The 18,817-nt window shown below is 42.4% G+C and carries 19 protein-coding genes; 9 read left to right on the top strand and 10 right to left on the bottom strand.

The genetic code is table 11. From position 1 onward, the window contains the following. Window positions 1-36 precede the first annotated feature (36 nt). Complete coding sequence (locus F7734_RS23680) at window positions 37-1,617, bottom strand: alkaline phosphatase (RefSeq protein ID WP_155746938.1); 1,581 nt, start codon at window positions 1,615-1,617, stop codon at window positions 37-39. A gap of 448 nt (window positions 1,618-2,065) precedes the next feature. On the opposite strand from F7734_RS23680, the gene F7734_RS23675 reads away from it, so the two are divergent. Continuing rightward, the gene (locus tag F7734_RS23675) at window positions 2,066-2,392 is read left to right on the top strand and encodes a hypothetical protein (RefSeq protein ID WP_155746937.1); all 327 of its coding nucleotides are present in this window, start codon (window positions 2,066-2,068) and stop codon (window positions 2,390-2,392) included. A 54-nt stretch (window positions 2,393-2,446) separates the two neighbouring features. Here the strand turns inward: F7734_RS23675 and F7734_RS23670 are convergent, their stop codons facing one another. Next, window positions 2,447-2,899: a DUF1772 domain-containing protein gene (locus tag F7734_RS23670; protein WP_155746936.1), complete on the bottom strand. Its 453-nt coding sequence runs from the start codon at window positions 2,897-2,899 to the stop codon at window positions 2,447-2,449. A gap of 110 nt (window positions 2,900-3,009) precedes the next feature. Beyond that, window positions 3,010-3,516 carry a hypothetical protein gene (locus F7734_RS23665; RefSeq protein ID WP_155746935.1) on the bottom strand — a complete coding sequence of 169 codons (507 nt, stop codon included), beginning with the start codon at window positions 3,514-3,516 and terminating at the stop codon, window positions 3,010-3,012. 493 nt (window positions 3,517-4,009) lie between these two features. On the opposite strand from F7734_RS23665, the gene F7734_RS23660 reads away from it, so the two are divergent. From F7734_RS23660 to F7734_RS23650, 3 genes are all read left to right on the top strand, one after another. After that, entirely contained in the window at window positions 4,010-5,023 is a 1,014-nt protein-coding gene (locus F7734_RS23660; RefSeq protein WP_207714191.1) for a phosphodiester glycosidase family protein, read from the top strand. A gap of 357 nt (window positions 5,024-5,380) precedes the next feature. Next, the gene (locus F7734_RS23655) at window positions 5,381-5,794 is read left to right on the top strand and encodes an energy transducer TonB (RefSeq protein ID WP_166482105.1); all 414 of its coding nucleotides are present in this window, start codon (window positions 5,381-5,383) and stop codon (window positions 5,792-5,794) included. A 235-nt stretch (window positions 5,795-6,029) separates the two neighbouring features. After that, window positions 6,030-6,596, top strand: a complete 567-nt coding sequence (locus tag F7734_RS23650; RefSeq protein WP_155746932.1) for a hypothetical protein — start codon at window positions 6,030-6,032, stop codon at window positions 6,594-6,596. A gap of 448 nt (window positions 6,597-7,044) precedes the next feature. On the opposite strand, the gene F7734_RS65475 is transcribed toward F7734_RS23650, so the two are convergent. From F7734_RS65475 to F7734_RS23630, 5 genes are all read right to left on the bottom strand, one after another. After that, window positions 7,045-7,167: a hypothetical protein gene (locus F7734_RS65475; RefSeq protein ID WP_279239754.1), complete on the bottom strand. Its 123-nt coding sequence runs from the start codon at window positions 7,165-7,167 to the stop codon at window positions 7,045-7,047. Window positions 7,168-7,217: 50 nt separating this feature from the next. Beyond that, the gene (locus F7734_RS23645) at window positions 7,218-7,388 is read right to left on the bottom strand and encodes a cyanobactin biosynthesis PatC/TenC/TruC family protein (protein ID WP_155746931.1); all 171 of its coding nucleotides are present in this window, start codon (window positions 7,386-7,388) and stop codon (window positions 7,218-7,220) included. A gap of 301 nt (window positions 7,389-7,689) precedes the next feature. Next, on the bottom strand, window positions 7,690-7,887 hold the full coding sequence (locus F7734_RS23640) for a cyanobactin biosynthesis system PatB/AcyB/McaB family protein (protein ID WP_155746930.1): 198 nt from the start codon (window positions 7,885-7,887) through the stop codon (window positions 7,690-7,692). A 99-nt stretch (window positions 7,888-7,986) separates the two neighbouring features. Further along, complete coding sequence (locus F7734_RS23635) at window positions 7,987-9,750, bottom strand: PatA/PatG family cyanobactin maturation protease (protein WP_207714190.1); 1,764 nt, start codon at window positions 9,748-9,750, stop codon at window positions 7,987-7,989. A gap of 9 nt (window positions 9,751-9,759) precedes the next feature. After that, the gene (locus tag F7734_RS23630; protein WP_155746929.1) at window positions 9,760-11,853 is read right to left on the bottom strand and encodes a PatA/PatG family cyanobactin maturation protease; all 2,094 of its coding nucleotides are present in this window, start codon (window positions 11,851-11,853) and stop codon (window positions 9,760-9,762) included. A gap of 627 nt (window positions 11,854-12,480) precedes the next feature. On the opposite strand from F7734_RS23630, the gene F7734_RS23625 reads away from it, so the two are divergent. After that, complete coding sequence (locus F7734_RS23625; protein WP_155746928.1) at window positions 12,481-12,693, top strand: hypothetical protein; 213 nt, start codon at window positions 12,481-12,483, stop codon at window positions 12,691-12,693. Window positions 12,694-12,783: 90 nt separating this feature from the next. Here F7734_RS23625 and F7734_RS23620 read toward each other — a convergent pair whose 3' ends face one another. Beyond that, window positions 12,784-13,041: a hypothetical protein gene (locus F7734_RS23620; protein ID WP_155746927.1), complete on the bottom strand. Its 258-nt coding sequence runs from the start codon at window positions 13,039-13,041 to the stop codon at window positions 12,784-12,786. A 555-nt stretch (window positions 13,042-13,596) separates the two neighbouring features. Between F7734_RS23620 and asnB the strand changes: the two genes are divergently transcribed. Further along, a complete protein-coding gene (gene asnB / locus F7734_RS23615; protein WP_155746926.1) occupies window positions 13,597-15,480 on the top strand; it encodes an asparagine synthase (glutamine-hydrolyzing) in 1,884 nt (627 codons plus the stop codon). 498 nt (window positions 15,481-15,978) lie between these two features. Here asnB and F7734_RS23610 read toward each other — a convergent pair whose 3' ends face one another. Further along, complete coding sequence (locus tag F7734_RS23610; RefSeq protein ID WP_155746925.1) at window positions 15,979-16,227, bottom strand: Ycf34 family protein; 249 nt, start codon at window positions 16,225-16,227, stop codon at window positions 15,979-15,981. Window positions 16,228-16,313: 86 nt separating this feature from the next. Between F7734_RS23610 and F7734_RS23605 the strand changes: the two genes are divergently transcribed. From F7734_RS23605 to F7734_RS23595, 3 genes are all read left to right on the top strand, one after another. After that, entirely contained in the window at window positions 16,314-17,561 is a 1,248-nt protein-coding gene (locus tag F7734_RS23605) for a CCA tRNA nucleotidyltransferase (protein WP_155746924.1), read from the top strand. Between the two features lie 176 nt (window positions 17,562-17,737). Next, window positions 17,738-18,205, top strand: a complete 468-nt coding sequence (locus tag F7734_RS23600; protein ID WP_155746923.1) for a helix-turn-helix domain-containing protein — start codon at window positions 17,738-17,740, stop codon at window positions 18,203-18,205. A 4-nt stretch (window positions 18,206-18,209) separates the two neighbouring features. Continuing rightward, entirely contained in the window at window positions 18,210-18,779 is a 570-nt protein-coding gene (locus tag F7734_RS23595) for a PIN domain-containing protein (RefSeq protein ID WP_155746922.1), read from the top strand. The last annotated feature ends 38 nt before the right edge of the window (window positions 18,780-18,817 follow it).

The raw sequence follows: 18,817 nt of genomic DNA, 5'->3' as shown, positions 1-18,817 counted from the left end.
TAGCCCCTACTGACTCTAAATATCTATATAATTGCTTTACACTTGTTGCGCTCCAGGTTGCCCATCCTCAACAACAAATGAAGCTCTGGTACTCATGGGGGCATCTGGTGTAGTCACAGCCGCCATAACGCGGTAATCGGACTGCCAGCGTTCTGGCGTAATGTCGCAACGAACGTAGCCGCGCTGCGAATTATAGAATTTGATCCATGGATTCTCTGGCAAATAAGGTTCAAACCTTGGATTTGTGTCAGAACCATCACCTCCAGAACTGATCGAAGTGCCAACAAATTCCGTTCCTACAACTGGTGATTCTGGATTATCAAAATCAGTCTTGAGGTCGGAAACCCAGTTAGAATGGATATCACCTGTAAGAACTATTGGATTTGAAATTTTGCTTTCTTGCAAGAATCTCAATATACGATTGCGCTGCGCGACATAGCCAGCCCACATATCCATAGAAAAGGTTTGCTCTGGACCTCGTGTTCTGTCTACTTGACTCATCAAGACCTGCTGAGCTAGCACATTCCAGCGAGCACGCGATCGCTTTAGTCCATCAAACAACCACCGCTCCTGTTCTGCTCCAGTTAGTGTAGCATTGGGAGCGAGAACGGAAGGACAGCGAGGTTTTGTACCATCATTGCAGGGTTGGTCAGTGCGGTATTGGCGGGTATCTAAAACGTTAAATTCAACTAGAGAGCCGAAGCTAAGACGTCGATAGAGTTGCATATTTGCTCCGGTGGGGATAGAAAACCGACGCAGTGGCATATGTTCGTAGTACGCCTGGTATGCCGCCACCCGCCGCGCTAGGAAATTCTTACGCGATTGTTGTTCGGGGTCTTGGGGAATATCATTAGCGTAGTTGTTGTCCACTTCATGGTCATCCCAAGTCACTATCCAGGGAAAAGCTGCGTGAGCTGCTTGCAGATTGGAGTCGCCCTTGTACTGGGCATAGCGGTTGCGATATTCAAACAACGTCACTGGTTCGCTAGTGCCTTCATGAGGTCGCACCGCCGTCGCACTTGGTGGTCCTTCATAAATATAGTCACCCAAATGCACAACCAAATCGAGCTCGTCTTTTGCCATGTACTTATAGGCAGTGTAAAAGCCCTCCTCCCAGTTCTGGCACGAAGCAAAGGCAAAACGGAAGCGCTTAACGCGATCGCGCTTCTTGGGAGTGGTGCGAGTCCTTCCAATCTGACTCACTTCATTCCCTACCTTAAACTGATACCAATACCAACGGGCTGGTTGCAATCCCCCAACTTCTACGTGAACGGAATGTCCGAATTTCGGCACAGCCATCTCTGTGCCTCGATAGACGACTTGTCGCATATTTTCATCGGCAGCAATTTGCCACTGTACGGGCACATTTGCAGACGGCATTCCTCCACCATTCAGTGGATCTGGAGCTAACCGCGTCCACAATACCACACTATCCGGTAGTGGATCCCCTGAAGCAACACCCAAACTGAAAGGATAGGCAGAAAATACAGGTTGGGCAACAACTCTCTTATGCCAGTGATTAGATGCAGCTAAACCGGTTAGAACGCTGGCTCCAATTAAAACTTGCCGCCGTTTGATCTGATGCGATCGCATACGCTCAAAATTGAAGCTATTCATCTGCACCTCCATCAAGATTTACTACTAATAAGTTGAATTATCAAGAACTCAGTAATTATTGAGATTTAATTTATACAATAATGCCAGAGATTTTTGCTTGAATCATCTCAAGTGCAACTTGATAACTTCTTTTTTGGCAACTATGTGCTATCCCCACTACTGGTAAACATTTAGTCCAATTCACCAATAATCACCCATAGAAATGCACTTACTTTTGCAGAAATCATACAGCTTGCTACTTGAAATTATCAACCTATGATTAACTAAAGGTCAAGGTTTTACTAAAGTTGACTTAAGTAATTGGAGCCGTGTTGCTGCTACCGATCCTGCAAAGCTCAAGTTACAAAAAATCAACAACTTACATAAAACAGAAGGTATTACCTGAATAAATATATAGAAGTTAGCAAAGTACTAGGTTACTATTTGGATGTAACAAGTGAATGAAATTATGAGGTTAACTAGGAGTATAGCAACATTTTTAATTGCTTGGGTTTTAATTCTCACACCTACAACCACCCTGGCACAACAACAAGAATCACAGATTTATAAATTAAATATATCGAACCAACAAAAGCTAGAATCCGAAGTTCGATTAAAACTACGTCTCAATCAACAAGTGCGCCAGTTGAATGCACGCATTAAGTACAGACTTGAAGAAGCAAGAGCAATTAAACAGTTTAGCGAACCGTACATAACCGAATTCCAGAGAAGAAACGAGCGGATACAACAACGACCAGAAGCAGGCATAGAAAATATACTGCCTGCTGTTAGGTAATGGAAGCGAGAGTGCAATTCCTATAGCGTAGAAAATTTCTTGGTTCTGCTTTCATTACCCATTCCAATAAATTGAGATTCCGACTAATAGTATACCAAAAAAAGATAAAATTGTTCTGGTTATATTACCTTTATTAAGTAAGTCACGAATTTCAATCATTCCCGCTTGCTCGTTTCTATCCATTTTGAGTAATTTTGTATATGCGGGTTCATTTATAAATCTTGATGACACAAAAGAACCTAATATATATAGCACCGCTCCAATGAGAAAGAATAAGTTTCTAAAACCACAAATAATATATGCTGAAAATATCAGAATCGGGACTAGCACAATCGTGTTAATAAAAATTGATTTTCTTCCTCTGACAATAATTTCTGAATAAACGGAATAATACTGTTCTTCTGTGATGGTGTTAAATGTTTCTCGAAGAACCGTAGAAAGAAATAGTACAATTCCAGTAAAAAGAGAAGAAAGAATTAAGAACGAAATCTGAAAAAGCAATTCCATTGATGACTCCTTAAAGTATTGCTTGCATGAAGCCTCAACCTAATAATAAAGTCGAGATGCGGCGATCGCAGTTGTAAAGGCAGCGAACGAAATACCGTTTTTAGAAATCTCTATTTGCTAACTCTTGGTAGAGTTTTGAAATTTCCTTCTAACTGTATTCTATAAGAAGCTTCAGTAGTTTTGTATCCTGAAGGGATGCGTGCTAGGATTCGGATTATAACAGGTGTTTCACGGGTAAATCGCACACGTTTAACAGATCTACTACTGCCACGGCGACGACTTGCAGATGCATATACACGCTCAATTTTCTCAGCATCTTTTGTCAGTAAAACAACTTCAGTATCTGAAATTCCAATATCTTGGCTTTCCGGTCGCACATCTAGTTTGACTACAATTTCCCCTGGTAGTGCTGTGAATGTGTAGTAGTTTTCACTTCCCTCGATATTTATGCGACCTGTAATCTCATTTGAACTTAGGGGTGTTGGTTTATCTGGATCTGTAGATTGTGCAAACACAGGGTTGATAAGTGTATTGAATATAAGAACAGCACAAAAGGTTTTTGTAACTACAGAGTAGCGTGATTGACATTTTAGTAGAAGATTTACGGAATTTTTCATAACTTAATGCACCAGATGTTTTAGTAACGACTGTGAATTATCCTTTTTTAACCTCTATAGTGAAAATAGAAGACTTCTGCCCCCTCAGTATAAATCCGTGCTAAAAAGCTATTTTTCTGCGAATTCTTGTAATTTGTTACAAACTTTCATCTATAACTGCGTATTTTTTGCCGTACTTGTATACCAAACTACTTATGGTGCGATACGGCTGTCATTCGTTAAGCGGAGCCGAGCGCACACCTATCCTCTTACTCCCTTGCTCTTTGCGTCTTTATGGTTCATTTAAATAGGTAATCTTCGGGCGGAAAGGGAGTAGTATTGCTGGGTCATTTTTCATGTCTTGCACCCCTACCAAGACTTTTGGGTAATGCATGATTAATTTCTAGAAATGTCTTTTATAGACATAACACGACCTTAAACCTCTTTTAACTCCGCTCCTTTTCAATATAAAGTGTGCCTGTGTTCTATATCCCTGATATGGAGTTTTATAATCGTGCTTAAGGAAAGCGTTATGGATCGACGAACAGCTATAAGCAACTTGGTAAGCGATCGGTTTAAGGCGTTGCTCTACTCTGTTGCAATTTTACTAGCTGTACCCCAAGGCGTTGAGGCAGCAATTTTAGTTGAATCATGGAAGCCAATCTTTCAGGGAATAGACTACGCGACTGGTTCTTCTGATGCTTCTGAACCAAGATTGCAGAAAGTTAATGCATTGCGTATTGATTTGTTCAATCCAGAGATCGCGTTCTTCTCAACACCTTCCAATAGGGACGCTGAACTTGAAACATTTGGTCAAACGACAAGTGATTTTTTAGTTTCTTCTGGCGTTCAAGTTGCAGTCAATGCCAATTTTTTTGCTCCATGTTGTGCGGCTGCACCAGAACCCAAAGATCTCCTTGGTTTAGCTATATCAAAAGGTGAAATCGTATCCCCACCTGATGAGATTGCCTTACCTCAGAATGAATTAGCTGGTTCGCTTCTTATTGGACAAGATAACCGCTCCCAGATTGTCAAGACTAGTGTCACGGACGATTTCTCAAATGTCTTTACCGCAGTCTCTGCAAGTCCGCGTCTGCTTCTTGACGGACAAATTACTGTAGATTTCAATCCTATTGATGCATTTGCTGGTCTCAATCCCAGGACTGCTGTTGGTTTATCGCAAGACGAGCAATATTTGATTCTTATCACAATTGATGGTCGCCAACCAGGATTTAGTGAAGGTGCAACTTTGTATGAGACGGCAGAGTGGCTGACTCGATTTGGGTCATTTCAAGGACTCAACCTGGATGGCGGTGGTTCTACAACTATGGTACGTCAGGATGAGTTTGGTAATCCTCAGTTGCTCAATAATCCATCCGGACAAGAACGCTTCAATGGCAATAACTTTGGAGTTTTTGCTAAAAGTATCCCAGTTGGAATAACTCCGATTCCAGAACCTCAACCACCGCTTGCCTTGTTTGTAGCGTCTTTTCTGGCTTACATGGTATGGCAGCGAAGAAATAAATAATTGGGTAAAATATATTGCATAAGTACTGGTTTCAAACCCACGCGATGGTGCGAAGCACCCAAGGGAGGCAATCGCAAAAACCAGGTTGAAAATTGCATTTGGAACGGGGCATAAGAAGTTGGTTTTTGGTTAAATAGCACCTTGTCAATTTTGACCAACTCAATTCAATCAAGTCAGAAAAAGTGGCAAGCGAGCAATGACTGCGCTTACTACCGTATTGCCCTCGTTCTTGAGGTGCGATAAGCTGCGTACCGCTTGCGCTGCGCGATACGGCTGTACTCCGTAATCGCTTCTTTATCGCGAATTAAGCAACTCTACCAATGTGCGATAATGTTTGAACAATTCAATTTATGGATTATGAACGGCATAAATCCAAAAACCGTCAGAATCTTTTTGACAAAGTTGAGTATGTTGGGTGCAATTGGGCTAATTTTTGGAACTGGGATTGGTAAAACAATCGATCGTACAAGTGCTATAGAGCCAAAACCAAACCCAGAAAATTCACTGTTTGATTTTGCTAATTGTATAAAATGTAACATCATATATCCAGAAAGCGCACAGCAACAGGGTATTGAAGGCAGAGTAGAAGTTGTTTTTGATGTTGATAATAATGGTAAACCCATCAACGTCCGGCTAGTTCGTTCCAGTGGGTATCAGGTACTAGATGAAGCCTTAATACAGCAAGTTCCAAATTTCCAATTGAATTCCACATCTGCGGGCAGAAAAGATATACGATTAATAGCAAATTTTTCCCTACAAAGGTCGCAGTAAGACCGCAAAATCCCTCCAGCTACATAGAAGGAGAGGGGCTGAAGCTATTTAAGTTATACTGTCCCAACCCAATACTACTAATGAAAAAATACATATTATACTTAATTATTACAATTGATATTTCAAAGATGGCGATCGCGTCGGATGGAAAAAAAAGTGGCATTGTACTCCAACCAAACCTTGTGCGATCGCTCTACGATAGATTTTTCATCTATTTAACCCTGAGTAACTATTTATGTTGCCAATTCCTGGAGTGATATTTTTACTATTCTTTCCGGCAAATCTTTGTATATTGAGACAAGTTATTTGGGGTCAGCAATTAACCCATCAACTACTAGCTGTTGGGATGTTTTTGTTTTGTATAGAACAAGCCCGGATGGCTGCTCAAGATTTGCAACAAATTGCTATGGCAAAGGAGCAAGTTAAGGATAACCGTCTGGATACTTTCTTGAAAATTACTACCAGTACAATTTTTATAGAACTTTTAGGATTTTATACAGCGTCAATTTGGCTGGGATGGGGTTCGATTTTGATTTTGTTGAGCCAGGTATGGTTTAACTTAGTGGCTGGAGTCAAAATTTATACGTCACCAGCAATTTACATTCAGCCTTGGAAAGTTTCCGAACGTTACAACGTGCTAATTGCTGATGTTCTGGGACTCGTTTTAGTGAGTCTTTGGATGTTACAGATTGCTTCAATACAGATAACTTGGGTACTTTTTGGGATGGCGATCGCTTACTGTAGTATCAAGTTAGTTTTATTTCTCAAATACGTGTTTTTTGCTAAGCGACAAACTATTTGACTCTAATTACTGTACGTTCGCTCCTGATTGAAGGGTGAGAGGAATTAATGCCTGACAGGGTAAGGAAAAACCTCATAAAGGATGAGATTGTGCTAATACCATGTAATACGTGGGAAAGGAGGAAGGGAAGTAAGGGTGTAATACATGGAGAAAGAAAACGAGGAGTTGCGTGTATTACATGGAGAAGGAATTCACGACCGAGGGTGTTACATGAAGACAGGTTCTTCCGTGTAATACAGGGTGTATAGAAACAATAATGTTCTACCCTGGCATTACCCAGAAGCCTTGATTTTACGTGCGCTGTACAACCTGAATTGACAATGGTACGGCAATGGTTGCCGTTGGCAACCATTGCCCTCCTTACATAATTATTATTATCATTTTAATTAACTGTATATTTTATTTCCTGGAAGTCCCTAGACCAAAATCTTACGAAATCATGAGGGTTTCAGCCAATGTCTCTGAGTCCTACCATTTGCTCTCGCCATCTGGCAGTTTGAAGTCCTGCTGTCTGAAAGGCTGATGGGTGAGGGTGTTTTGTCAGGTGGTTCGCATTGACTGAATTGCTCATGCTGCAAGAGTTCTGAAAAACTTTTCGGTAAAGCTGACATTGCTTACTTGTTAAGTCCAAATGCGACCTCTGCGGAAGGGTTTCTGTTCTTTTTCAGAAGATTTTTGTGCTTTGAGCATTTCCTGCCACCAAAAACCGTAGTCTTCTAGTCCGGTCGCTAACAGATGAGATTCAATCTTTTTGGAAATTTTGTCTGGCTGTTCTGGTTGCTTCTCTGCCATGATGGGAAAGTATCCTTATTTTAGTTTTTAACTTATTTCAAAAAACTCGCTCTTATTTATAATCATAGGCATTACTTCATAAAATAGTACAGCTTCACTTGCTCAATCGGCTGATGCCCAGCAGTACTACCTATCAGTACTACCTTCAGTTGATAAATGACGGGTTCAGAGAAATCAGACATTGAGTTATTTTACCGCACCGTATGTCCCCAGCTCCCCCAAAAAAATCGCTCTTTTATGGGGGAACCAGTCCTCGAAAGCGGGTTTCCCTTAGCCTTAGCATCTGGCGTGATTAGATTCTCTAGCCGTCACATCCATAAGCAGATTCAGAACAAGCACTGTAATTAAAAGCCGCAGGATCGTTATAGTTAGCTCCGTGTAATAAATCCATGCGAATGCCAACTAAATCTTCGACTCTGCCATGAATGACATCTACAGATCGATGGGGATAAATGATATCCGGTCTTTTTACAGGAGGAGCAAGTTTTGGTAGTCTCATGGTTTTCTCCCAGGTTAATTTTATTTTGACCTCTGCCCCAACACCTCTGGTGACAGGAGAGGGGCTTTTCTCCCTTCCCTGCAAGCATTGGGGGTTAGATTATGAAGGTACAGTCCAAGAACGTACCTCGCCCAAGGTAACGGGCATGATATCGCGCACATCAATAGTGAAACGGAAGATTTTTCTCGCCCGACGGTTATTTTCTGGGTCAAAAAACTTCAATTTCACGTCCCAACAGTTGCTATCATAGCGACAGTAGGCACTTTTAAAGACTTCGATGCTGTCAAGTTCCATGCCCGCCGCGAGTGCCTCGGCAAAGGTAGAAGCCGCTTGAAAAGCATTGGTTGCTGCAAAATTAAGCGCCCGGTCTCGATCGGTTTGCCCCCAGTTTCGCAGGTCGTAGTAAATGCGGTTGAGTAAACTGCTCAAGCTGCGCTGCGATCTTTGTGCATTGACTGCCCCTGTTTCGGCTTGTACCACCCCTAGGGCGGCGCTAGCAAGGCTATTGACTTTCCAACCGTACATCCCCCGAATATTTTCTGGCTCGATTACCGGAACGATTTGTCCAGAAAAAAGCTGAACGGTTCTATCGCTGAGTCTTGCTGGAATGCTCACTCGTTCGATGTAGTTTGCGCTGTCTTCGGCTTCTATTTGTCCGGCTAATAGAAGTTGTAAAGTTTCATAAACATCACTGGCAAAAGCCTCTATCGGTTCAATCGCATAAATTGGAGTTAATTCCAGATTTAGCGTCCAAATTAATGATTTGGCATCCGTTGGATTATTTACCAGATAATCAACCATCTGACGAGCATCGTAGGGATTGGCGGGAACCAATGTGTTATCAATCGCAATCCCAGGCATCAGTTGCTTGAAGGAATCTCGCCGCGCTTCTGTGCCAAAATCGTAGCCTAATGTACCGAGGGCATAAACTAAACGGCTGGTTCGGCTTTGGATGGGAACTTCAAGGCTTTGGCTGGGACTGACATAAGAAACCGAAACAGGTTTACGAGCCTTAATTTCTCCGGCAATCAGTGGCAGGTTTTGGAAGCCCTGTGTTCGAGCCATGAATATTAGAAACTTCTCAAAATTAAGAATTTCACTGATATCCTTAACCTGAATTGCCTCAAAACCAGCTAAACGTACCTCTTCAGCCGCCTGACTCAACTGAGGGGTGTGGTATAGATAAAGGGTTTGAAACTGTGGCAGTTCCTGCTGTTCTTGGTGAGACAAAAGCCCCTCTTTACAGAAAATATCTTTGATGTAAAGACATCCACCAGGACGCAAAACCCGATAAGCTTCCCAGAGAGCCTGTTGTCTTGTTTGAGAGTAAGCAAGGCTCTCAAGCAGCAACACTACATCAAAAACACCATCGGGGAAGGGTATATTGTGTAAGTCGGCTTCTGTAACCCGAATGCGATCGCTCAGTCCTGCTTTGGCGACTTGTACTCTAGCTTGCTTAACCTGCTCTGAGGATAGATTAATGGCTTCAATTTTGACATGGGGAATGGTGCTAGCAATATCAATTGCCGGCCCCCCGATGCCACAGCCAGCATCAAGGACGTAATCCCCTGACTTAATTCCGGCTTGCTGAGCGTAGTAGAGATTGTGAGATTTAGCGATGTCTTTATTGCCGTAATCTGACCAGGTTGTACTTTGAATAGTAGCCCGATCGCAGGGAACAGAATTAGCATCGTATAAAATTTTTACTTTCTGTAAATGTGGATCGGGCTCTTGAGTGAGGGGGTAGCTTGCAGAAACCACTTTACTGTGGTTAATCGGCATCCGGTTATAAAACTGAGCCACGCTTTGCAAATGGGGGTCAAGCGGTGCATGGCTCTGGGTATTGTTCGTTGAAAATTGCATAGCCAAGCTTTAGTATGCAGTAGACCAAGTGCGAACTTCGCCCAAGGTGACGGGAACTATATCGCTGACATCAATGGTAAAACGGAAGACTTTTTTAGCACGGCGGTTGTTTTCCGGGTCGAAGAATTTTAGCTTCACGTCCCAACAATCACTATCCACCCGACAGAAAGGACTTTTCTCAACGGTAATCGTATCGAGTTCCATTCCTTCTGCCACGGCTTGAGCAAAGGTGGTCGCCGCTTGGAAGGCATTAGTGGTAGCAAAATTTAGGGCGCGGTCACCAGAAGTGGTTCCTAAATTGCGGAAATCATAATAGATGCGGTTGAGGAAGCCACCTAAAGTTCTGCGGACATTGCCTTCGTCTGTTTCTGCCACTTGGGTGCCGATTGTATCTAATGCCGCACCGATTAGGGTGTTGATTTTCCAACCATACACCCCCCGCGTATTCTGTGGCTCAATTACGGGAACAATTTGCCCGGAAAAGAGTTTAACAGTGCGTCCGGTGATAATTCCGGGGATGCTGACCCGTTCTACATAGTCTGCATTATCTTCAGCTTGAATCTGCCCAGATAGGAGTTCTTGTAATACTGCATAGACATCTCTAGCAAAAGCTCCCTTGGGTTCGATCGCATAAATTGGAGTTAATTCCAGGTTCAGCGTCCAAATTAAGGATTTGGCTTCAGAGAGGTTGTCTGCCAGATAATCTACCATTTGCCGAGCATCGTAGGGATTGGCGGGAACCAATGTATTATCAACTGCAACTCCCGGCATTAATTGTTTAAACGAGTCGCGTCTAGCGTCTGTGCCAAAGTCATAGCCCAACGTACCCAGGGCATAGACTAAAGTATTGGGATTGATATCACTAGGAGCTTGGCTGGCAGTGACTGAGGAAGCAACAGGATAAGACATGGGTGGATTCTGTGTCATAGAGGATTGAAAAAAGTTTTGGTAGGCAGCAGGTTCGGGTAAAGGGGCGTTAGCAGAATTGGGCATAAATCCTTGAGTGGGGATGGTGTTTAGGGAAACACTGGGAACTGAAGCTAGGGTAGGCATCTCTACTACTCCAGCCGCCGCTTCTGTAACACTGGCATTTTGGGAACTGTTTACTTCTGCGTTCGCGGCTACAACATCGCTACTCCCTAACTGGTTGATGGATAGGGGATAGCTTGTATCAGTACCCCCACAACCACAATCGAATGCGCTCATGGCTTCTTGTTCTTCTGACATTATTCCTCCTTTGAGTTTTTCTATTGCACCAAGAATATTCAGTTTGCCGACTAAACAGCGACGGCGATCGCCAACTTCAATCAGTTCGCAAGGAACGGCACTTTGCAAAATGGCGGCTCGAACTTTTTGGGGGTCGGGTTTTTCCCCGCGCTGCTGTTGCAAGCTCAACAACAGCGCGGCGACTCCCGTCACAATCGGGGTAGCAAAGCTCGTCCCGCTTAATTCGACGGTTCCCCCACCTGGTTTTGCTCCTAAAATTTTCTCGCCAGGAGCAAGAATGCCTTGAGTTTGGTAGGCATCGCCCCAGTTGCTATAGTCAATGGGTTGACCGCGATCGTCCATCGCTCCCACCGCCAGCACCGCAGGCAGGGCAGCAGGGACGTGCAAGCAGTCACAACCGTTATTTCCGGCTGCTGCCACGATTAAAACATTCTTTTCTTGACACAAAGCAACGGCTTGTTTTAAAAATCCATCTGCCTCGCCATAGTCTGAGAACTCCCCGCCACTAATATTAATAATGTGCGCCCCTGCCTGCACTGCCTGTTCGATCGCCCGTGCCACATCGAGTTGGGACAGACGATTCTTGTCGGAAAACATGGGAATAATCAACCCCTTACATTGGGGGGCAATTCCCTCAACGGACGAACCAGGTTGTCCAAAAATCACACTGGTGATATGAGTACCGTGGTGGTACATCGGCCCATCAGGAATCGGGGTAGGATCTACTAAGGTGGGAAGTTGGGTCAAATCGGCTCCAAGGAAGCAAGGATGAGAGCGATCGAATAACCCATCCAGCACCGCTACATAAATTTCCGAGTTGCCCAGTGTTTGCTCCCAAAGATCTGTCAGTCCAGGGATTGTCTTGACTTTAGACATGAAGTATTCGCAAAAAAATTTTAGCGTCTGGAGAATTTTAAAAATTTAGTTTGAGCATTTTCTTATTGCTTAAGTAAATTTCAATAGAATAATCCATAATTGATTGACTACAAGCAACAATTACACTCAAGATATTTTCAATTGAACATTATATATGACTCCTGTCACCAAAAATAGAAAAGTTTTTATCCAACAGAGCGAATCTTTTTTTGTAATTTGAAATACAATTTTATCTCCACTACTCGCTGCTCTTCTTAAAATGTAAAATAATTTTTTTTTATTGCAAGCTTCGCGTATTTCAATCGAAATATTTTCAGTCAAATCATTCAAAAACAACGACAATCTGCTTTTATCTGGCTATTCCATGCATCTTCAATACTATAGTGAAATTGATATAAGAGCAAAGATAAGCTTTCATTATTAATCAGGTATATTTTGCTGTTGGATTGTACTTAGATTCTTCGAGGTGCTCGCCTTTAGGAAAAATTTGCGATTTTGATTATTGCTAACTCTAATTACTCGTGGTATAAAGATAGAAAAAGTTTCTCTTAAAGAATTTTTGGATTTCAAGCTTTCTTTGTAGAGGAAAATTTTTGATTCGATTTACTTCAAGTGGAGAAATCTATTATGAGACCAGAAAATCAAAAAGAAAACCGTTGCCTCCAGCCCAAACTTTCTGAGCCTGCTATGCGTTCCCACGCAGGTATGCCTGTTGATTTGTCTGAAGAAGAGTTGACAGCTGAAGTCGTAAATGGCGGCGTGTTTGCTTCTATGTATGGCGGCACTGATGGTGGAGTAACCGCATCTATTTCTCCTGCCTTGTTAGCAAGTTTGGTCTAGTTAGTGGTAGTTTAATTTTGATTGTATTGGTGGTTGTAGGTGATTGCCATCGACAAATTAGCCATTCATCTGACTTACCTTCAAAAAAGGTCAAAAGTCTTTTCTCGCTTCTATTGGCGCTCTATTTGCCTCAATCAACTGACGGACAAACCGTACTAATAGGTTGTTTTTCGATATCTGGCACGGGTAGGGAACACGGCATTGCTTATTCGGTGCCCGATGTGTGAAGTGAGAAAGAGCCACCGTTCGATAGAGAATCCCCGAACAGCTTGCTTCTCCGATAGCATCGTTTTGGGGTTTTCTTTCTCTGTTTGTACGAATGGCAAAATCCTCGGTACTTCTTGGCATATTCTTCTAAACTCTTCCATCGTTGCAAGAAAGCTGAATGCCATTGCGTTAACCCATCATCGGTTAACTTCTAAGTAATTGCTCAACTAGGCTAAAAATAGAGCCGTCAGTAGAGAGAGCTTTACTTAACAACGTAAATTGCTAGTTAGTGTCCCTAAATGGTATCTTAATTGATACAGAAAACGCTATGTTAAGTATTGGGAAATACCATAAATTTAGACTTTGTACTTAAAAAAAGGCTCTTTTTAATAATTAGCAACTTGGGTTAATATAGCAATCCTATTTGAGAGCCAAACAAGGGAGACAAGGAAGACAAGGAAGAGGTGTTTGTAAATCATTTAGGACTGCTATAGCTTGGTAGCTGTCAAACCCTTCAGGGGCAACGTGGAAGCTAGAATTCAGATAGAATATGCCCCATAGCTCTTTGTACTCGTAAATAATACTCGATCTTGTTGCAATTGAATATTATTAATCTCCTGACTAATACCCAACAAGACTCCACGTAACTTGTGAACTAAAGTTAACAATCAGAGAAAACAGGAAGGTGGAAAAGTAATGTGTGGATTTGCAGGTTTCGCAACTAGTGGAGTTCAGTTGTGCGAAAATGCCCAGCGCCTTGATATTTTGACCCAAATGAGCGAGCAATTGTCTCAAAGGGGTCCAGATGACGAGCAGTTGTTTGACTCGGAGCGCTTATCTCTAGTATTTAGACGCTTATCAATCATAGACGTTGCAGGAGGAAAGCAGCCAATTTGGAATCAACAGCAAACGATGTTCGTAGTCTGTAATGGAGAAATTTATAATTACAAAGAGCTGCGCTCACAGTTGGAATCTAAGTATGATTTTCGTAGTCATTCCGATGCAGAAGTGGTTTTGCACTTGTATACTGAATGCGGTATAGAAGCACTTCAGCAGTTGAATGGTATGTTTGCGCTCGCCATTTGGGATACCCAAAGGCAAGAATTAGTTTTGGCACGCGATCGCCTAGGCATCAAACCGTTGTACTATTGCCAAGTCGGCTCGCAATTTATATTTGGCTCCACATTAACATCGTTGTTAGTACATCCAGATGCTCCTAACATACCCCAATGGCAGGATAAAACAAATTTAAGTGCATCTACATCCTATGTTAAAGGAATCAAAAGATTACCAGGCGGACATTATTTAACCTACAACGCTCAACAGGCGACTCTTGAGATAAACTGCTATTGGGAATTGAGTCACTATTTCGTAACTGAACCAGAAGAAGACCATCGTTCACCCCAAGATTACATTACAGAGTACCGCGAGCTGTTTGCTGACAGTGTGAAGAAGCAACTGATGAGTGATGTACCTGTGGGAGCTTTTTTGAGCGGTGGTCTTGATTCGAGTGCGATTGTAGCAGCAGCAAGTCAATACAAAAAAGATTTACATTGTTTTACAATGGTCTCTGATTTTTCCTTAGAGGTTGGAGATGCCCAAACAGCGCGTGACCTGTGTGATTATCTAAACTTACCCTTTCATCCTGTTTGGTTTGACCCAGAGAAAATTCTAGAGGACATCCATTTTTCTTTAGAAAAATTTGAATATTTTATTTGGTTAATAGATGCCCCGGTATTTTATATAGAATTCATGTTAAAGTCTGAGCTTCACCGCTATGTCAAAACTCTGATACCTGAGTTGAAGGTGATTTTGTTAGGACAGGGTTCTGATGAATTTGCAGGAGGTTATTCAATTGCAGAAGATATTCCCCAATCAGACTGGAATAGTTTCAGTAGTAATTTGACTCAAGCAAAGCAAAACGTAAGCAAACTCAAAAAGCCGATGAGCTTAAAAGATGGGTCATATCTGTTTGACTTATTAGGAGAGGAGTCAATATCTTTACCATCAGAGTGTACTGCTTTTCAAAGAGAAATGTTACGGCGCATCCTAACGCTACAACAATACAATCTCTGGCACGAAGACAGAAGCTCTTCTGGTCAAGGTATCGAAGCTCGCGTTCCTTTCTTGGATCATCGTCTGGTAGAATACTTGGCGGCAATTCCACCCAGTATGCAACAAATCCTGTTTTGGGATAAGAAAATTATCCGAGAAATGGCAAAACAATGGTTACCGGACAAATTGGCATACCGAAAAAAATCTTACGGAATGGAACCGCTTAGTTGGCACAGAATCAAGTATAAAATATTAGTAGCGATTTTTGATAAGTTTCAGGAAAAATATCAAGCGTTAAATGGCTTTGATGATTTTCGGCTAGTAAAGCCTAACTTGCAACTCTGGTTTGCGGAAGCTAATCCTAATGATGATAAGGGAATTTTTACAACAAATAAGTTGTTAGATGCTATGGCAATGATGGTATTTAAAAACCTTTGTTTGAATCGTTGCTCTGAAGTTTCAATGGGTGATTTCAAAGGGCGATCGCCTCTTGTAGAACTTCATAGCTTTGAACCAAATAAGTAGGTGGGCACGAAAAAACAAAACTATAGGACTCCTCCGCAGATTTTTGAACAAGACTACGAGACAATACGGTGGGATGTACAAGTCTATCCGTATTTGCCAACATACTAGCGCAGAAAAAAATAATGGAAATAACTTCTCTTGCGTATTGACGATATTCCTGTGATAGTGGAGTGGGTCCTTACCATGTAATACATGGTAAGACCAAGTTTCATCTAACACCGGCTAAGTCAATTCATTTTTCTCATGTCAGATCCGAAAACCCCGATTTCTTTTTCCATGTATTACACCTTCACTCTCTTTTAGCCTTCCCCACGTATTACACGGGATAAGTACAATCAGATCCTTAATGCCAGTTTTTCCTTACCTAGTCAGGCATTAATTCCTCTCTCCCTCATCAAATAAGCGAACGTACAGTAATTGAGTCGCATAGGCGGACACGCGTTTCTATAGCCCCATTCTTATAAGGGTAAGGGGCGTTCATGGAAATCTCGCCAACAATCAAGTTGGCACTAATTCACCGGGACGTAACTTAGACCACTTACCCGTTTCGCGCTTAAAGCTGAGACATCCCACAACATCCCATTCCATTTCAATGACATCCTCTCGCGGACGGATGTTAACATTAATGGAAGGTTCATTAGGCTCAAAATCTGGTGTTTCAGTCAAGTGGGGCTGCTCGTGCTGCGTTTCTACCGCGTGGTAGGTGAGACAGCGATCTACATAATGGCAGTTCACGCAAATACACATAATCGAACTAATTCCAGGAACCTTTATTGATACTCTAGCTTAAGCGCAATTGATATTGCCCAGTCCTTGGGTTTAATTTTATTACAATGACTATTTCAGTTCCTTCTACTTTATCCCCAGATTATTGGCCTTTTAGCTTGGAGTTATTGCCTCAACCAGCTTATCTGGTGGGTGGTGCTGTGAGGGATGCGATTCTCTCTAGGACACGGGAATATCTGGATTTAGATTTTGTACTACCATCGAACGCTGTCAAGACAGCCCGCAAAATCGCTTCATATTATAAAGCGGGTTTTGTGTTACTTGATGCAAAAAGACAAATTGCTCGTGTGGTGTTTCCTCAAGCTACGGTTGACTTCGCCCAACAGGAAGGGGATAGTTTGACAACGGACTTGCAAAGACGGGATTTTACAGTGAATGCGATCGCATACAATCCCTATACTCAAGAAATCATCGATCCCCTGCAAGGCTATGCGGATTTGCAACAGCGTCTTTTAAGAATGATATCACCTGCCAACTTAGAAGACGATCCGTTGCGGTTAATGCGAGCATACCGCCAAGCAGCACAACTTGGTTTTACCATTGAGTCAAATACACAAGACACAATTCGCTCTTTAGCTGCATACATCAACACAGTAGCAGCAGAAAGAGTCAGGGTAGAATTAGGTTATATGCTCAATTCATCCCAAGGAACTCCCTGGGCGATGGCAGCTTGGGAAGATGGTTTGTTGACACAGTTCTTCAAACACTCGACAAAAGACAGTATTTCGCGACTTCCAGAAGTTGACAAAGCAGCATCTCAAATAGCAGAAACATGGCATCAACTGGGAGTAGAACTTTCTCAATATATACGCGACACAGTTAAAACCACATGGTTGGGAATTGCAAAACTAGCCTGTCTTGTCAAACCCGAACCAGAGACAGCAGAAACAGAGTTGATGACACTCACATACAGCCGTGCTGAAATCAAAGCTGTTTTGACAGCTTTAAAACTGATACCACAGTTCAAGACACCTCAATTGTCTGTACGAGAACAATACTTCTTGTTTCAAGAAGCAGGATTGGCATTTCCAGCAATTGTTACTTTAGCCATAGCAAACGGAACCTCGGTAGGGGAGACTGCACCCTTGATCACCCGCTACCTTAACCCTGACGATCTGGTCGCTCATCCCACGTCAATAGTGAGTGGCAATGATATAATGATAACCTTAAAAATTCCTGCTTCGCCACTCGTGGGTCAACTGCTGACCGAAATAGCTCTAGCCCAGATAGAGGGTAAGGTTTCCACAGCAGCAGAAGCAATAGAGTTTGCGGCTGGGTTAATCAGTGAGCAGTGACCAGTGAGCAGTGACCAGTGACCAGTGACTTAATGGGTTCACTAGTGACTAATTTCAGGAATATCTTGGGTAAGGGGAATTTTACAAGGAAAGGTAGTTCACAATAAAATTATGGATTCTTACTATTGTTAAAGCTTAAGTAGCTTTAATGTTACACATTCAACAGGTCAAAATTCATGAAACTCGACCTTCGCAAATCCTTAGATACAGCTTTACCGACTGAAGAAGAGGTAGCAGTTGCTCAAGCAAGTTATGAAAAATTAGCAAAGCATTTGCAAAATTCTCAAGCTAACCGTACTATTGCGCTCATGCAAAGTGACACGGGAGAAACTTTTGCGCTCCCAGAGTCCGCATTTTGCCAGTTAGTTGAGATTTTGGCACAAATGGCTAGGGGTAACGCAGTTAAGTTGCAGCCAATTCGACAGGAGCTTGAAGTTTACGAAGCTGCTGATATCCTCGGTGTTTCCCATGCCTATGTGATGGGTTTACTGGAATCAGGAAAAATTCCTTATCGCATGGAAGGGACAAGTCGGCGGATGCGTTGTCAAGATGTACTGGATTACAAGAAACGAAATGATGAAGAAAGAAGGAAAATTTTAGATGAGCTGGCTGCCGAAGCTCAAGAATTGAATATGGGATATTAAATTCATGGCAAGTTTCAGAGCTGTCTATGATGCAAGCGTTTTATATCCCGCACCGCTTCGTGATTTTTTAATGGAGCTTGCCCTCTCAAATTTGTTTGCTGCACGATGGACTGAGGAAATTCACGATGAGTGGATACGAAACGTTTTGAAAAATCGTCCCGATTTGACATTGGAACGACTTACGAGAACCAAAAATTTGATGAATGCCAAGGTTGAAGGTTGCCTAGTAACTGGTTATGAAGTAACGATCCCAGAGTTACAACTTCCAGATATGGATGACCGTCATGTCTTAGCAGCTGCAATTCACTGTGATGCAAGTTATATTGTAACTTTCAATCTTAGAGACTTTCGCGACACAGATCTGGCTCCATATGGAGTCCAGGCTCTGCATCCTGACAAATTTATTCTAAACCTTATTCATTTAGATTCCATAGCAGTCTGCCAAGCAGCGCAAAGGCAAAGAAGTCGTCTGAAAAAACCTCCCAAGGCAGTTAAGGAATACTTAGAAACGTTACAACAACAGGGGCTTACGCTGACAGCCACTCGTTTAAGAGAGGTCTGTCAGGAGATTTAAGGTTTGCTACTGTGTTTGGATAAGCTTGCTTTTCGGCT

This window comes from Scytonema sp. UIC 10036 (genome assembly GCF_009725235.1).
This window is presented reverse-complemented; position numbering and strand designations above follow the sequence as displayed.

Excerpts from the sequence above, each read along its gene's own strand:
- F7734_RS23650 (WP_155746932.1), top strand. The coding sequence starts at position 6,030 with ATGTTGCCAATTCCTGGAGTGATATTTTTACTATTCTTTCCGGCAAAT.
- F7734_RS23635 (WP_207714190.1), bottom strand. The coding sequence starts at position 9,750 with ATGCAATTTTCAACGAACAATACCCAGAGCCATGCACCGCTTGACCCC.
- F7734_RS23655 (WP_166482105.1), top strand. The coding sequence starts at position 5,381 with ATGAACGGCATAAATCCAAAAACCGTCAGAATCTTTTTGACAAAGTTG.
- F7734_RS23605 (WP_155746924.1), top strand. The coding sequence starts at position 16,314 with ATGACTATTTCAGTTCCTTCTACTTTATCCCCAGATTATTGGCCTTTT.
- F7734_RS23630 (WP_155746929.1), bottom strand. The coding sequence starts at position 11,853 with ATGTCTAAAGTCAAGACAATCCCTGGACTGACAGATCTTTGGGAGCAA.
- F7734_RS23670 (WP_155746936.1), bottom strand. The coding sequence starts at position 2,899 with ATGGAATTGCTTTTTCAGATTTCGTTCTTAATTCTTTCTTCTCTTTTT.
- F7734_RS23680 (WP_155746938.1), bottom strand. The coding sequence starts at position 1,617 with ATGAATAGCTTCAATTTTGAGCGTATGCGATCGCATCAGATCAAACGG.
- F7734_RS23640 (WP_155746930.1), bottom strand. The coding sequence starts at position 7,887 with ATGAGACTACCAAAACTTGCTCCTCCTGTAAAAAGACCGGATATCATT.
- F7734_RS23610 (WP_155746925.1), bottom strand. The coding sequence starts at position 16,227 with ATGTGTATTTGCGTGAACTGCCATTATGTAGATCGCTGTCTCACCTAC.
- F7734_RS23620 (WP_155746927.1), bottom strand. The coding sequence starts at position 13,041 with ATGCCAAGAAGTACCGAGGATTTTGCCATTCGTACAAACAGAGAAAGA.
- F7734_RS65475 (WP_279239754.1), bottom strand. The coding sequence starts at position 7,167 with ATGAGCAATTCAGTCAATGCGAACCACCTGACAAAACACCCTCACCCA.
- asnB (WP_155746926.1), top strand. The coding sequence starts at position 13,597 with ATGTGTGGATTTGCAGGTTTCGCAACTAGTGGAGTTCAGTTGTGCGAA.
- F7734_RS23645 (WP_155746931.1), bottom strand. The coding sequence starts at position 7,388 with ATGGCAGAGAAGCAACCAGAACAGCCAGACAAAATTTCCAAAAAGATT.
- F7734_RS23595 (WP_155746922.1), top strand. The coding sequence starts at position 18,210 with ATGGCAAGTTTCAGAGCTGTCTATGATGCAAGCGTTTTATATCCCGCA.
- F7734_RS23675 (WP_155746937.1), top strand. The coding sequence starts at position 2,066 with ATGAGGTTAACTAGGAGTATAGCAACATTTTTAATTGCTTGGGTTTTA.
- F7734_RS23665 (WP_155746935.1), bottom strand. The coding sequence starts at position 3,516 with ATGAAAAATTCCGTAAATCTTCTACTAAAATGTCAATCACGCTACTCT.
- F7734_RS23600 (WP_155746923.1), top strand. The coding sequence starts at position 17,738 with ATGAAACTCGACCTTCGCAAATCCTTAGATACAGCTTTACCGACTGAA.
- F7734_RS23625 (WP_155746928.1), top strand. The coding sequence starts at position 12,481 with ATGAGACCAGAAAATCAAAAAGAAAACCGTTGCCTCCAGCCCAAACTT.